The following is a 15,115-nucleotide window of genomic DNA, read 5'->3' as shown; positions in this document are numbered from 1 at the left end:
AGGAGGATAATACACTGGTAATTTTTGTGCTCTTTAACAGGAATTTCATTCAATTGGAAAAACGATTTTTGGGGGCAGGAGCCGGCTGCTCAAAAACATTTTTAAAGCATTTAGACGGGAAATGCGATAAATAGACAGAATTCGACTCATATTTTTGTGAATTTTATCTTGTGGAAATTTAGGAAGCATACTATAATAATTAGGAATAGTATGTGCATATAAGGAGTATAAAATGAGAGTAATTGCAGGAACGGCAAGAAGTCTTCCTTTAAAAACGATAGACGGCCCGGAAACGAGGCCGACAACGGACCGAATTAAGGAAACATTGTTTAATATGCTGCAGATGGATGTGCCGGGATGCCGTTTTCTGGATCTATATGCTGGCAGCGGTGCGATTGGAATTGAAGCATTGAGCAGAGGCGCCAGGCAGAGTGTGTTTGTTGAGCATAATCCCAAGGCAGCGCAATGTATACGCGAAAATCTGGAATTTACCAAATTAGCGGACAGGGCGGTGGTGATGAATACGGAGGTGCTGACAGCTTTGCAGCGTCTGAAGGGAAAAAACGATGTCTTCGATATTGTTTTTATGGACCCTCCCTATCAGGACGGTGCGGAACCGGAAGTGCTAAGGCTTCTAAAGGATGCCGGGATTGCGGATGCCGGGACGCTGATCGTGATCGAGGCTTCTCTGGATAACCGCTTTTTGTGGCTTGAGGAAAGTGGGTATCACATGGAACGGGCCAAAAAGTATAAGACGAACCAGCATGTACTTATCCGCATGACAGAGTAAGAGCGAAAGCATAGGAGGAGAATAGGATGCAGGTGGCGATTTATCCGGGCAGCTTTGATCCTGTAACATACGGGCATTTGGATATTATTCACAGAAGTGCCAAAATTTTTGAGCATTTAATCATCGGTGTACTGCGCAACAGTGCAAAAAATCCTTTGTTTTCTGTAGAGGAACGTGTTACAATGTTAGAGGAAACCACAAAGGATCTGTCGAATGTGGAAGTCAGGGCATTCAGCGGCCTGCTGGCGGATTTTGCCGGCGAGTGCGGCTGCCATGTGGTGGTGAGGGGATTGAGAGCGATTACTGATTTCGAATATGAACTTCAGCTCTCCCAGACAAACCGCATAATTAATAAGGAACTGGATACGGTGTTCTTAAATACCGATCTAAGGTATTCGTATTTGAGTTCCACTACGGTCAGAGAAATAGCAATGTATCATGGAGAACTGAAAGAATTCGTTCCGGAGTATGTGGCGGAAAGGCTTCAGGAAAAGTTTCGGTGAGGAGTACATCCACACTGCTCACATGATCATGTATATACAAAGGACAGACAGATTGAAGAAAAGCATGGAGGATCAGTTTTATGAGCAAAATCGAACAGTTAATCAGCGAAATTGAAGCATACATAGACGAATGTAAGCCGCAGCCCTTCACAAACAATAAAAAGATTATAGTGGAAAAGGATGTGATCGATGAGCTCCTGGTGGAGCTTCGCATGCGCACGCCTGATGAAATTAAAAAATATCAGAAAATCATCAGCAATAAGGATGCCATACTCTCCGATGCCAAGATGCAGGCGGACAGCATGTTAAGCGAAGCGAGCAAGCAGACAACGGAACTGATCAATGAGCATGAGATCATGAGAAGAGCATATGAACAGGCCAATCAGCTGATGGAACAGGCGTCTGCACAGGCGCAGGCTATTGTGGACAATGCGGTGAAGGATGCCAACAATATCCGGGAAGGCGCAGTGAGATATACGGATGAGATGTTAAAGAGCCTGCAGACTATCATCAGCCATACGATGGAAAATACTCAGAGCAAATTCCAGTCCTATATGACTTCCATGCAGGGAACCTATGATATAGTGACCGCCAACCGCCGTGAGCTGCGCGGAGATGAAACAGCAGAGGCGGCGGCAACCACAGAGTCCATACAGATGGAGCCGCAGACCGCTTCCGAAGAGCAGTAGCAGTGATGCCGGCTACCAGAGAAAATACATGAGCACGCAGCTTAGCAGCACGTGGCACAGTTTCCAGCCGGTATAGTGAAGCAGTGAGAAACCGGCCTTGTTCATGACGCTGTTTGTCTGCGCTAATCCGGAGCATCCTCCGAACACGCTGATACCGGTACAGAGAATAGCTTTTAGCTTCGCGCTGCAGGCCATGCCGGACGCATAGTGGATGCCGGTGGTGATTTCAATCGTGCCCAGCAATATTCCTTTTGGAAGCTGGTGTGCGAAAGGAACAGTCTGTATGTAAGCGGACAGGATGGAAAAGAGGATGATATAACCGCCGATCTTTGCGATCAGCTCCAGCCCGTCCATAATGGAAGATTCGAATATATACATGAGTGTGGGAGCCTTTTTTGGAGTCTGTTCCAAAAGAGGCTTCTTAGTTTCCTCTGTGGATGTTTTGTAAAAGCCTCCGGACAGCAGCGCCAAAACGAGTACCGGCAGATAAACGGCTGCGGCAATATGATTTACCGCAACAAAACCGATCAGGAACATAGGGCTTGGAAGATTGCAGAACGAGATCAGCCACTGCCCTTCTTTTTTACTGATCTGACCGCTTTCCACCAGATCCGCGGCGGCCTTTGCGCCCATGGGATAACCGCAGAGCAGGCCCACCACGACAGCATAGGCGCAGCTGCCGCTCTTATGGAATATGCCGGATATTAAAGGTGCTAAAAGCCTGCGGAAATATTTCACACATCCGGATGATACAAGAATATTGGATAAAATAATAAACGGAAGCAAAGTGGGCACAATTGTCTGGAACCATAGAACGAGTCCTGCGCTGGCGCCCGCCACGCTGGTTTTGGGATTTAGCAGGGATAAGATCAGAAACACTATAGCAAAAGCGCGGAATAAACGAAGTTTCATATTCGGAGTCCTCAAGGGTATTTGGCCAAGGTGCACAGGCGGCTGCAAACTTTCATACCTGTGTTTAGCCGCTAGTTATATGTATGAAATTGATATCACGATTATTACAGACCCCGCACTCTTTGATTTTGAATGGGGATGTGGTATAATATCGACAGATATTATACCCGCGTTGATTTCCTTCCGCGAAGCGGACAATTTCCTTAGGAAATCATGCGCATCCCCCGAAGGGGTCATGTCAGCCTGCTGACATGGTATAATGTCGACAGCATTATACCTGCGCTGATTTTCGTCTGCGCAGCGGACAATTTATTGCGTAAAATTACTTTAGGAGGATTTATTTATGAATAACAGGTTAGAGGGGTTACAGCCTGAGCGCGTATTTTATTACTTTGAGGAGCTCACCAGGATTCCTCACGGTTCAGGGAACACTAAAAAGATCAGCGATTACTGCGCTGATATGGCCAAAGCGCACGGGCTGGAATATTATCAGGATGAGCTGAACAATCTCATCATTATAAAGCCGGCGTCCGCAGGGTATGCAGAAAGTCCGGCTGTCATGCTGCAGGGACATCTGGATATGGTGAATGAAAAAACAGATGAATCTGCGCACGATTTCTCAAAGGATCCGCTGGATATCGATGTGGATGGGGATTGGATCTATGCCCATGATACCACGCTGGGCGGTGATGACGGCATAGCGGTGGCCATGATGCTGGCCATATTGGAGGATCAGAGCCTTGCACATCCGAGGCTGGAATGCGTGTTTACCATCGATGAGGAAGTGGGTATGGAAGGCGCGGCCGGCATTGATTTGTCCATGTGTAGAAGCCGGTATCTGCTGAATCTGGATTCGGAAGAGGAGGGCATCATGCTTTCCAGCTGTGCGGGAGGCGTGCGCTACGATCTGCAGCTGCCGGTGCGCTATGCAAAGGCGAAAGGTGTCCGTGCGGATCTGGTGATAAGCGGCCTTAAGGGAGGCCACTCCGGCGCAGAGATTGACAAACAGAGGGCAAACGCCAATATTTTGATGGGAAGGCTTTTGTTCCGCCTGGATCTGGAAGGCGATTACAGCCTGATTTCTCTGGAAGGCGGAAGCAAGGACAACGCGATCACAAGAACCTGCAGGGCTGAACTTTTGGTAGACGAGGAAGCGGTGCAGACGCTGGAGAAGGAGACAGCGGACTTTCTGGCGGAGATTCGCAATGAGTACCAGACTGTAGATCCGGATATCGATATAACACTGGAGTTTAAGACGGCACAACAGGCACAGATCCTAAATCCGCTGGATCAGGAAAAGGTCATATTCCTGCTCATGCAGGCTCCGTACGGCGTGCAGGCTATGAGCACGGATATAGAAGGGCTGGTGGAGACCTCTCTTAATCTGGGTGTGATGAGGCTTACTGAAGATCATTTCATGATGCGCTATTCCATACGCAGCTGTATAAATTCAAGAAAAAAGCTGCTGTGTGATAAGCTGGAGTATCTGATTCAGTTCTTAGGCGGCGATTTCACTTTTACCGGTGATTATCCGGAATGGGAATATAAGAGAGACTCCAATTTCCGCGCTCTTTTAGCCGATGTATATGAGGAAAAATACGGAAGCAAAATGCAGGTGCAGGCGATTCACGCAGGGCTGGAATGCGGCATCATAGGCAAGAAGCTGCCCGGCATCGATATGGTTTCTATTGGACCGGACATGAAGGATATTCATACGCCTCAGGAACGCTTAAGCATTTCCTCTACGGCCCGAACCTATGACTTCGTATGTGAGGTATTAAAGCGGATGCAGAATTAGTCCGTACATTCTCAATTCATAAAAAGAATCCCGCCGCATAAAGTGTAGTAAGATCGTTTTGGGGGTCTGTCCATGGTACCCATCCGACGTTTTCTGGCACGCTATGTAAGCGCTGTGATTTTGCTGGCCTGTCTGATCTGTGTGCTGCATCAGTATCTGGTAGGAAATCCGAATTTCTACCAGCTGGATGCTTACACCGGTGAGTCCGAGGCATTTCGGAGCCTATCCTTTGGGACGGCGGTTTCTAAGCTTTGGGAGTTCGCCGGAAAGGAAGGTCTGGACCCATACGATGTCCTGGCCGTATATATGATTACAAACGGATATTCACTGGAGGGGACAGACCTGTATCTGTCCCTTTCCACTTATAAGGAAAATTATGAAAGCCTGACGGCGGTGAAGCCGGTGGAATTTAAAAAGCTGCGCAATGCTTATGAAACGGTGCTGAAGGATCTGAAATACTTTCCTGTTCCGGAGAACACGGACGGACAAAGCCCCTATGTGCATTATGATAATTCCTGGGGAGCGAAGCGCACCTATGGCGGAGAGCGGCACCATGAGGGGACGGATGTGATGGCCGACAACAATGAACGGGGCTATTTTCCGGTGGTCAGCATGAGCGACGGAACGGTGGAAAAGATCGGCTGGCTGGAGCAGGGCGGATGGCGGATCGGCATCCGTGCCCCGGGAGGCGCTTACCTTTATTATGCCCATATGCACAGCTACGCCAGGCAGTTTGAAGCGGGGGAAACGGTGAAGGCTGGACAGCTGCTGGGTTATATGGGGGACAGCGGCTATAGTACGGTGGAGGGCACCACCGGCAATTTCGCTGTGCATCTGCATGTGGGAATCTATCTGCGTACGGACCACAACGAAGAGCAGAGCGTGAACCCTTATTGGGTGTTAAAGTTCTTAGAAGGCAGGAAGCTTGTCAGCAGCTATTGATTTTTGTTGCCAAACGCCCGTTTTGGCCGTATAATAGATGGGGAGTATCGGGGTAAAAGTCTGAAGGTATAGGTCTGTATGTGGGGACTATACCTTTTTCTATGATAGGCTGTGAGCGATTAGACAAGGAGGGGACCGTTTGGAAATACAACTGTGGAAGGAAACACTGGCGCCGTATGAGCTGGCCGTACAGGAACTGATTGTGAAATTTCAGTATATGATCAGGGAATACCGTCAGGCGGGGCTGTATTCACCTATTGAACAGGTGGACGGCCGTGTAAAGACCCTGTCCAGCATATTGGAAAAGGCGAACAAGAAGGGAATACCGGTGGAAGAGGCGGTGGACCGCATCGAAGATATAGCGGGTATACGGCTGACCTGCCAGTTTGTGGAAGATATTACAAAAGTGTCGGATATCATCCGAAGCCGCCGCGATATGGCGGTGGTGGACGAGGTGGACTATATCACCAACCGGAAAAAGAGCGGATACCGCAGCTACCATATGATTGTGAATTATGAGGTGCAGACCATTTACGGCATCAAGCGGATACCGGTGGAGATACAGATCCGCACCATGGCCATGAATTTTTGGGCGACCATTGAACATTCCCTGCAGTATAAATATAAGGGAAATGTGCCTGAGCACATCCGGGAGCGCCTAAGCAGTTCCGCGGAGGCGGTGCTTTCGCTGGATTCGGAGATGTCCTCCATCCGCGAAGAGGTTATGGCCGCCCAGCAGCTCTTCCGTGAGAAGGCCAATGTGGTGGCGGATATCCTGAACAATATACAGGCGCTTTACCGTTCCGAGAATAAAGAGGCCATGTTAAATATACAGGATGAGTTTTACAATCTGTATAAGACGGGTACTCTGGAGGAACTGGAAGATTTCTGTAGCCGTCTGGATGCGATCGCAGCCAGGAGAAATGTACAGAAGCTGAATTAACCTGAAGGGAGATACCGTTGGAACTGCTGAATCAATACCAGGAAGCGATGCGAAAGCTGCTGGGAGAGGAATACAACGATTATATTGACAGCTTTACTCAGCGGCGGGTATATGGGCTTAGGCTCAATGCGCTGAAAGCATCGGACTGCAAGGAGCATATCTTAAAGGAGCTTTTTGGGGAGGAGGAGGCCAAACCCGTGCCGTGGGCGCCTTACGGGTACTATTACCCCGAACAGCTGCGCCTGTCCAGACACCCTTATTATTACGCAGGCCTGTATTATCTTCAGGAGCCCAGCGCCATGGCTCCGGCCGCTTTTCTGCCTGTAAAGCCCAATGACCGTGTGCTGGACCTGTGCGCTGCCCCCGGAGGCAAGAGCACACAGCTGGCGGCCAGATTAAATGGTGAGGGGTTTCTGCTATCCAACGATTACAGCCATTCCCGTGCGCTGGCGCTGCTTAAAAATATGGAGCTTGCCGGTGTGACCAATGCGTTTATATCCGCCGAAACGCCGGAGAAGCTTTCTTCTGTTTATCCGGAGTATTTTGACAGCATCCTGGTGGATGCGCCCTGTTCCGGAGAGGGGATGTTCCGCAGGGATCCGGATATGGTCAAAAGCTGGACAGAGAAGGGGCCGGCATATTACGCGCCTCTGCAGAAGCGGATCCTTAAGGAGGCCGTAAAGATGCTAAGACCAGGCGGTTACCTGCTGTATTCCACCTGTACCTTTTCAACCGAAGAGGATGAGGAATGCATTGCCTGGCTTCTTATGAGGTATGACAGCCTTTCTCTCGCTTCTTTGGATGTCCCTCCAGGATTTGAACAGGGACGGTGCGGGCTGGAGCGGTGTGTGCGCCTGTTTCCCCATAAGATCAAAGGAGAAGGGCATTTCATGGCGCTGCTTCATAAAGCGGGAAACGCTGACGGGCTGGAGAGTCAAACTAAGCGGGAAGATGCAGAGCCTTCCTGCAGCGGTGAGGCAGAGCTTCCTGCGGCGGTGCGGGAATTTCTGGAGCTGACCGATACGGATTGGAATCGCTGCAGATTTATGTTCCGTGACGGAAGACTCTATGCTCTGCCGAAGGAAAGCCCGCTGCGCCAGGGAATCCGTTACCTAAGGACCGGATGGTTTTTGGGGGAGCTTGCGGGACGCCCGGGAGGCAGGCAGCGTTTTGAACCCGGACAGGCTCTGGCGATGGGGTTAAAGGGCGGTGAGTTTAAAAATACCGTAAATCTGTCCGCAAAAGATCCGCGCACGGTCAAATATCTGAAGGGTGAAACGCTGGATGTGTCAGGAGCCGAGATACGAGGGGAAAGTGGATGGTGCCTGGTGCTCTGTGACGGCTTTCCGCTGGGATTTGCAAAACGTGACGGAAGCCGGCTGAAGAACAAATACTGCCCGGGATGGAGATGGCAGGGATAAAAGAAACAAAGATTCAGGCTATCATGACGAGGATTGAACGGTTGAAAAATAAACTATTAAATACAGAGGCGGTTATCTTCGATCTGGACGGAACCCTGGTGGACTCCATGTGGATCTGGAAGAGCATCGATGAGGAATTTTTAGGCATGCATGGCCTGGCGCTGCCCCATGATCTGCAGAAAAGCCTGGGAGGCATGAGCTTTACGGAAACTGCGGTATACTTTAAGGAACGTTTCCGCTTAACGCAGACGCTGGAGGAAATCAAGGACTGCTGGAATGCGATGGCATTTGAGAAATATGAAAAAGAGGTGCCGTTAAAACCCGGTGTGAAAGAATTTTTGGATGTACTGAAGCAGAGAGGCATCCGGATGGGAATCGCTACCAGCAACTCCAGACAGCTGGCGGAGCTGGTGATTGTATCCCGTGGAATCAGCGGCTATTTTGAAGTGATCACCACCGGCTGTGAAGTGGCAAGCGGAAAGCCTTCACCGGACATCTATCTGAAGACCGCAAAGCATCTGTCGGCAAATCCGTCTGCCTGCGTTGTGTTCGAGGATATCCCGGAAGGAATCCTGGCCGCAAAGCGCGCGGGGATGTTTGTCTGCGCGGTGGAGGATGAGGCTTCCAGGGAGCTGCGGCAGGAAAAATACGATCTGGCAGATGCCTTTATCAACAATTACTATGAAATACTATGAACATGCATAGGGTGAGCGAATGAATGACTTTTTACCGATAAACAGAAAAGAAATGGCGGACAGGGGATGGGAACAGGCGGATTTTGTCTATGTGATCGGAGACGCCTATGTGGATCATCCCTCTTTTGGCCACGCAATTATCAGCCGGATTCTGGAGGCCCACGGCTACCGTGTCGCCATCCTTTCCCAGCCGGATTGGAAGGACGAGAAAAGCATACAGGAATTTGGCCGGCCGCGCCTGGGATTTCTGGTATCCTCCGGCAACATGGATTCTATGGTCAACCATTATACGGTGTCCAAAAAACGGCGTTTACAGGATGCCTATACGCCGGGAGGCGCAACGGGAAAACGGCCGGACTACGCCTGTGTGGTATACTGTAATCTGATACGGCGCGTTTATAAAAATGTGCCTGTGATCATCGGCGGGATTGAGGCCAGCCTGCGCAGGCTTTCCCATTACGATTATTGGTCCGATAAGGTGAAGCATTCGATTCTGGTGGATTCCCAGGCGGATCTGATCAGCTACGGTATGGGCGAGCACTCCATTGTGGAGATTGCGGACGCGCTGGAGAGCGGGCTTCAAATTAAAGACATCACCTTCATAGATGGGACGGTGTATAAGACTAAGAGTCTTGAGAACCTGTATGAGCCTGTCGTGCTTCCTTCCTATGAGGAGATCTGCAGGGATAAGCGGGTGTTTGCCGAAAGCTTTTATACTCAGTACTGCAATACGGATCCTTTTTCGGGAAAGCTGCTTGCGGAGCCCTGCGGGGAGCAGCTGTTTGTGGTGCAGAATCCGCCGGCTAAGCCGCTTTCGCAGATGGAGATGGATGATGTCTATGCTCTGCCCTATAAACGGAGGCCGCATCCTTCCTATGAAAGCATGGGAGGCGTGCCGGCCATGTCGGAGATTAAATTCAGCCTGACAAGCAACAGAGGGTGTTTTGGCGGCTGTAATTTCTGCGCGCTCACCTTTCATCAGGGCAGGATCATACAGACCAGAAGCCATGAATCCCTGTTAGAAGAGGCCAGACAGCTGGCGGAGGAACCGGATTTTAAAGGCTATATACATGATGTGGGCGGCCCCACGGCCAATTTCCGGCAGACCTCCTGTGAAAAACAGCTTACAAAGGGTGTATGTGTGAGAAAGCAATGCCTGTTTCCCCAGCCCTGCAAAAACCTGCGCGCCGATCATCGGGATTATGTGGAACTTCTTAGGAAGCTTCGGAAGCTTCCTAAGGTTAAGAAGGTTTTCATCCGTTCCGGCATCCGGTTTGATTATGTACTGGCGGATAAGAGCCAGGAGTTTCTAAGGGAACTCTGCGCCTATCATGTCAGCGGGCAGCTGAAGGTGGCTCCCGAACATGTTTCGGATGCGGTCCTTCAAAAAATGGGCAAACCATCCAATCATATCTACCAGAAATTTGTGGAACAATATAATAAGATGAACGCGCAGCTGAATAAGGACCAGTATCTCGTCCCCTATCTGATGTCTTCCCATCCAGGATCCACGCTGAAGGATGCGGTGATCCTGGCGGAGTATTTAAGGGACCTTGGCTACATGCCTGAACAGGTGCAGGATTTCTATCCCACGCCTTCAACCATTTCTACCTGCATGTATTATACCGGGCTGGATCCAAGAACGATGGAGGCGGTGTACGTGCCGGTAAGCCCCCATGAAAAGGCGATGCAGCGGGCGCTGATCCAGTACCGGAATCCGAAGAACTACGATCTGGTCAGGGAAGCCCTTATAAAATCCGGACGCCAGGATCTGATCGGTTTTGGAAAGAAGTGCCTGATTCATCCGAGAAAAGAGGCGTGGATGGAAAAGACCGGCAAGGACAGGCCGAAAAAAGGAAACGGGCCGAAAGTTGGCGGCAGAGGGGATAAGAGCAAAAAGGCTTCTTCCGGATCCGGAACCAAGGCAGGACCCGGCCGGGGCGGGCGCAGGTAATATCAGGAAGGAACACACTGAAGTGTGCGTAGGTCATCAGCCTGCGGTTGGTGACAGGAAAGAGGTATGATGATGAAAATAGCAGTGGTGACCGGAGCGTCTTCCGGGATCGGAAGGGAATTTGTAAGACAGATGGACCGGAGGTATACCGGGCTGGATGAAATATGGGTGATCGCAAGGAGACAAAACCGCCTGGATGAATTAAAAGCGGCCTGCGGCACCAAAATACGGGTGCTTCCTCTGGATCTTTGTGAAAAAGAGAGCCTGGATATCCTCACGCGTCTGCTTGAGAATAAGCATCCGGAGGTGAAACTGCTGGTCAATGCCTCCGGATATGGAAAGATCGGTACGGTTGCAGATCTGACGGCGGATGAACAGACCGGCATGGTACGCTTAAACTGCGAAGCTCTGACTGCTGTCACGGCGGCGGTGATCCCGTACCTTAGCCGCAATTCCCGCATTATCCAGATGGCCAGCGCCGCGGCGTTTCTGCCCCAGCCTAAGTTCGCAGTTTATGCGGCTACCAAGGCCTATGTGTTCAGCTTTTCCAGGGCCCTTAGGGAGGAACTTAAGGGGCGCAAAATCCTGGTCACCGCAGTCTGCCCCGGCCCGGTCAAAACGGAATTCTTTGATATAGCGGAATCAAAGGATGAGATTCCGGCATATAAGATTCTTTTTATGGCGGATCCTGTCAAGGTGGTGAAGCGGGCGCTTAGGGACGCGGAAGCGGGAAAATTCCTCTCCGTGTACGGCCCTGCCATGAAGCTTGCATATCTCGCCGCCAAGGCCCTGCCGCACGGGCTGCTGCTTAAAGTATACAAATGAGACAGTTGCCAAGGTTACAAACTCTGAAGAAAGTATGGTTGAAATATGGATAAGAAAAAAGTACGCAAGGGCGATTACGGATATATAAAAAAGCGCAAGCTGGTGCAGCTGGCCAAGGTTGCATTCATCTTGCTGGATATCATACTTGTGATGCTGATCGGCATCTATATCAGCGGGAGCAGAAAAAATCTGCTGACCGTTGTCGCAGTGTTAATGGTGCTGCCCATGGCTAATTTTGCCGCAAGCCTGATCGCACTGTTTCCCCATAAGTCCGCGCCGCTAAATGAATATGAAGAATTTCAAAAGCATTCCGGCGGGCTTATCACCAGCTGTGACATGGTCATTACATCCAGGACGCTGGTTGTTCCGCTGGAGTTTTCTGTGGTGCATTCCAGCGGTGTTTATGCCTACAGCGCTTCCAAAGATCTGAAAGTGAAGGACGCGCAGGAGTATGTGGAGAACATGTGCGCTGCCAACCAGCTGAATACAAAAGTACATATATTTAAGGATTTGGGACCCTTTTACCGCCGGCTGGATGCCCTGGAGAGGGAGAAGCCGGACGTGGAGAAAGAGGATGAGCTGCTGCACATTAAGGCATGCATGCTGGCAATTTCATTATAGCTGCATAAGCGGCTGGCGCGGCTAAGGCGTACCGGGTGACAGGCTGCGCATGGATCATAAGAGGCGGTAAGAGGATGAGACAGATTGAAATTCACAGCAATGAAGCGGGACAGAGGCTGGATAAATTTCTGGGCAAATATTTAAATAAAGCGCCCAAAAGCTTTCTGTATAAGATGCTTCGGAAAAAGAATATTACCAGAAACGGTAAAAAGGCTGACGGAGCGGAGCTGCTGGCCACAGGGGATCAGATCCGTTTCTTCTTAGCGGACGATACGATTGAAAAGTTCAGGGAAGAAGTGCCGGAAATTCGGGCCGGAGGAATGCTGGACATTATCTATGAGGATGCGGATATTTTGGTCATTAACAAGCCGGTTGGAATGCTGTCACAGAAGGCGAAGGAGGGGGATGTATCCCTGGTGGAAGAGGTGATGGCCTATACGCTCGCGTCGGGCAGGCTGACCGATGAGCAGCTTCGGACCTATAAACCCGCGGTCTGCAACCGTCTGGACAGGAATACCAGCGGTATCGTGATCGCCGGCGTATCTTTATACGGTCTGCAGCATATGTCGGCTCTGCTTAGAGAACGGGGCCTTGATAAGTATTACTGGTGTCTGGTCTGCGGCGAGGTGAAAGAAAGCGCTCTGATCCGCGGATATTTGAAGAAGGATGAGGCTTCGAATAAGGTGGAGGTGCTCCGGTCAGAGAGGGAAGGGGCGGACCCCATTGAGACGGAATACCATCCGCTTAAGACCAATGGCCGCGTCACACTGTTATCTGTGAAGCTGATTACCGGCAAGAGCCACCAGATCCGGGCCCATTTAGCGAGCATCGGTCACCCGGTTGTGGGGGATTACAAGTACGGAACAGAGACTGTAAACCGCCGCTTTTGCAGCAAATATGGGGTAAGAAGCCAGATGCTGCACGCCCGTACAGTGAAGGTGCCGGGTTATCCGGAATGGACAGCGCCGTTACCGGAGCTGTTTGCGCGCGTTTTGGAAGCGGAAGGGCTGGGAGGAATGTAAAGATGGCTACCTGGAATTCCAGAGGGCTTAGAGGGTCGACTCTGGAGGATTTTATCAATCACACCAACGAAAAATACAGGGACAGCGGGCTGGCTCTGATCCAAAAGATTCCAACCCCGATCAAACCGATTAATATAGATAAGGAAAACAGACATATCACCCTGGCCTATTTTGACCAGAAAAGCACCGTGGACTATATAGGCGTGGTACAGGGGATTCCCGTCTGCTTCGATGCTAAGGAGTGTGCCACGGACACTTTTCCGCTTCAGAATATACACGAGCATCAGGTAGTCTTTATGGGAGATTTTGAAAAGCAGGGAGGAATTGCTTTTCTGATTCTGTATTATACGAACCGTGATGAAATGTATTACCTGCCGTTTCTAAAGGTGCAGGAGTTCTGGGAGAGGGCGAAACAGGGCGGCCGTAAGAGTTTTACATTTGATGAGATTGATCACGGGTATCGGATCGCATCCAGGAGCGGAGCGCTGGTGCATTATCTGGAAGCGCTTGAGAAGGACCTGGAGGGCCGTCAGTGAATGGGCGTTGTATGTGTTTCAGTTCATATCAAGCGGTCACCGTCAGGCGGGTTTATAACCTTGGGACGTTTGTTTTGTGTTGACAGGGATACGTTCTTGTGCTACTATGTTACCACGTTATCACAGTAAAGCGAAACCGGGGATTTTTAACGCCTGCGGTTACATATCGGGAAGGAATGAGGTAGATTATGAAGCAGCTGCTCCATACGCCGGAAGGGGTCCGGGATATTTACAATGCGGAATATGCGAAAAAGCTGGAGGTGGAACGCCGTATTCGCAAGGCCATGGAGCTCTTCGGATACAGAGGGATCGAACCGCCCACGTTTGAATTCTTTGATATTTTTCGCAAAGAGAGGGGGAGCGTGTCTCCCAGAGAGATGTTTAAGTTTTTTGACCGCGACGGGGAAACGATGGTGCTGCGTCCGGATTTTACGCCGTCCATCGCACGCTGTGCTTCCAAATATTATATGGAAGAATCCCTGCCCGTGCGTTTGAGCTATATGGGCAATGCATTTATCAATGAATCAAGCCTGCAGGGACGTCTGAAGGAATTTACACAGGCAGGGGTGGAGCTGATCGGAGATGCAAGCGCCGATGCGGATGCTGAGGTGGTGGCGCTCCTGATTCATTGTCTGCTGTCCGCCGGTCTGGAGGACTTTCAGATTGAGGTGGGCCATGCAGGTTTCCTGCGCGGCCTGCTGGAAGAGGCCGGCATGGATGAAGAAGCTGAGGAGCATTTCCTCGAGCTGATGGAAAATAAGAATTATTTCGGCATTGAGAGCCTGGTGCAGTCGGTTCCGATGAAAGATTCGTTAAGACACCTGTTTGAGAATCTGCCGGAACTGTTTAATTCTTCGGAACAGCTGGCAGCAGCGAAATCCATGACAGAAAATCCCGGGGCTATCGAAGCGATTGAGCGCATGGAGGAGCTGTACCGTATCCTGGAACATTACGGGGTGCAGCGCTATGTTTCCTTTGATCTGGGAATGGTGGTCAAATACCGTTATTATACCGGCATCATTTATCAGGGTTATACCTATGGCACCGGTGAAACCATCGTGTCCGGCGGCCGCTACGATACGCTGTTGGAACAGTTTGGAAAGGATGCCCCGTCAGTGGGCTTTGCGATACAGGTGGACGGTGTGATGCGGGCCATTGAGCGGCAGCATATCGCGGTTACCACGGACAGCGTGGAGACCATGATCCTGTATGAAAAAGAGCAGAGAGAACTGGGAATTTCCCTGGCCGGCCATTTCCGAAGCACCGGCATGGCATTGCTGCTTATGTGCAGGGAAGAAGGCCATACGCTGGAGGAATATATCGAGTATGGCAGGAGAGAGGAGATCGGCGGTATTCTCTACATCGAACAGCAGGGAGAAGAGGTGCAGGTGATTAATATCGCGGACGGGAGCCGGCAGACGGCAAAGTTGTCTGATCTGATGATAGGATAGAAATACAGTGCTA

15 protein-coding genes are annotated in these 15,115 nt (G+C 50.4%); 14 read left to right on the top strand and 1 reads right to left on the bottom strand.

Going from position 1 to position 15,115, the window contains the following annotated elements:
• Nucleotides 1–232 precede the first annotated feature (232 nt).
• The 3 genes from rsmD (at nucleotide 233) to DWZ56_RS21560 (ending at nucleotide 1,982) form a co-directional block, all read left to right on the top strand.
• On the top strand, nucleotides 233–790 hold the full coding sequence (gene rsmD / locus DWZ56_RS21570; RefSeq protein WP_118558693.1) for a 16S rRNA (guanine(966)-N(2))-methyltransferase RsmD: 558 nt from the start codon (nucleotides 233–235) through the stop codon (nucleotides 788–790).
• 26 nt (nucleotides 791–816) lie between these two features.
• On the top strand, nucleotides 817–1,293 hold the full coding sequence (coaD, locus tag DWZ56_RS21565) for a pantetheine-phosphate adenylyltransferase (protein ID WP_118558692.1): 477 nt from the start codon (nucleotides 817–819) through the stop codon (nucleotides 1,291–1,293).
• An 80-nt stretch (nucleotides 1,294–1,373) separates the two neighbouring features.
• Nucleotides 1,374–1,982: a vacuolar family H+-ATPase subunit H gene (locus DWZ56_RS21560; RefSeq protein ID WP_118558691.1), complete on the top strand. Its 609-nt coding sequence runs from the start codon at nucleotides 1,374–1,376 to the stop codon at nucleotides 1,980–1,982.
• Between the two features lie 12 nt (nucleotides 1,983–1,994).
• On the opposite strand, the gene DWZ56_RS21555 is transcribed toward DWZ56_RS21560, so the two are convergent.
• Complete coding sequence (locus DWZ56_RS21555) at nucleotides 1,995–2,894, bottom strand: nucleoside recognition protein (RefSeq protein ID WP_118558690.1); 900 nt, start codon at nucleotides 2,892–2,894, stop codon at nucleotides 1,995–1,997.
• Nucleotides 2,895–3,237: 343 nt separating this feature from the next.
• On the opposite strand from DWZ56_RS21555, the gene DWZ56_RS21550 reads away from it, so the two are divergent.
• From DWZ56_RS21550 to hisZ, 11 genes are all read left to right on the top strand, one after another.
• Complete coding sequence (locus DWZ56_RS21550; RefSeq protein ID WP_118558689.1) at nucleotides 3,238–4,692, top strand: aminoacyl-histidine dipeptidase; 1,455 nt, start codon at nucleotides 3,238–3,240, stop codon at nucleotides 4,690–4,692.
• 72 nt (nucleotides 4,693–4,764) lie between these two features.
• Nucleotides 4,765–5,634, top strand: a complete 870-nt coding sequence (locus DWZ56_RS21545) for a M23 family metallopeptidase (protein ID WP_118558688.1) — start codon at nucleotides 4,765–4,767, stop codon at nucleotides 5,632–5,634.
• 139 nt (nucleotides 5,635–5,773) lie between these two features.
• Entirely contained in the window at nucleotides 5,774–6,577 is an 804-nt protein-coding gene (locus DWZ56_RS21540) for a GTP pyrophosphokinase (protein WP_118558687.1), read from the top strand.
• Nucleotides 6,578–6,594: 17 nt separating this feature from the next.
• Nucleotides 6,595–7,998, top strand: coding sequence for an RsmB/NOP family class I SAM-dependent RNA methyltransferase (locus DWZ56_RS21535; protein WP_279220330.1), 1,404 nt, complete (start codon nucleotides 6,595–6,597; stop codon nucleotides 7,996–7,998).
• 23 nt (nucleotides 7,999–8,021) lie between these two features.
• A complete protein-coding gene (locus tag DWZ56_RS21530) occupies nucleotides 8,022–8,693 on the top strand; it encodes an HAD family hydrolase (protein ID WP_118558706.1) in 672 nt (223 codons plus the stop codon).
• 19 nt (nucleotides 8,694–8,712) lie between these two features.
• Nucleotides 8,713–10,647, top strand: coding sequence for a YgiQ family radical SAM protein (locus DWZ56_RS21525; RefSeq protein WP_118558686.1), 1,935 nt, complete (start codon nucleotides 8,713–8,715; stop codon nucleotides 10,645–10,647).
• A 72-nt stretch (nucleotides 10,648–10,719) separates the two neighbouring features.
• Nucleotides 10,720–11,472, top strand: a complete 753-nt coding sequence (locus DWZ56_RS21520) for an SDR family NAD(P)-dependent oxidoreductase (protein ID WP_118558685.1) — start codon at nucleotides 10,720–10,722, stop codon at nucleotides 11,470–11,472.
• A 45-nt stretch (nucleotides 11,473–11,517) separates the two neighbouring features.
• The gene (locus DWZ56_RS21515; protein WP_118558684.1) at nucleotides 11,518–12,093 is read left to right on the top strand and encodes a hypothetical protein; all 576 of its coding nucleotides are present in this window, start codon (nucleotides 11,518–11,520) and stop codon (nucleotides 12,091–12,093) included.
• Between the two features lie 74 nt (nucleotides 12,094–12,167).
• A complete protein-coding gene (locus tag DWZ56_RS21510) occupies nucleotides 12,168–13,115 on the top strand; it encodes an RluA family pseudouridine synthase (RefSeq protein WP_118558683.1) in 948 nt (315 codons plus the stop codon).
• Nucleotides 13,116–13,117: 2 nt separating this feature from the next.
• Nucleotides 13,118–13,651 carry a Holliday junction resolvase RecU gene (locus DWZ56_RS21505; RefSeq protein ID WP_118558682.1) on the top strand — a complete coding sequence of 178 codons (534 nt, stop codon included), beginning with the start codon at nucleotides 13,118–13,120 and terminating at the stop codon, nucleotides 13,649–13,651.
• Between the two features lie 188 nt (nucleotides 13,652–13,839).
• A complete protein-coding gene (gene hisZ, locus DWZ56_RS21500; protein WP_243095417.1) occupies nucleotides 13,840–15,102 on the top strand; it encodes an ATP phosphoribosyltransferase regulatory subunit in 1,263 nt (420 codons plus the stop codon).
• Nucleotides 15,103–15,115 lie beyond the last annotated feature (13 nt).

The sequence above is a fragment of the Lachnotalea sp. AF33-28 genome (genome assembly GCF_003477885.1).
Taxonomy (GTDB): Bacteria; Bacillota; Clostridia; order Lachnospirales; family Lachnospiraceae; genus AF33-28.
This window is presented reverse-complemented; position numbering and strand designations above follow the sequence as displayed.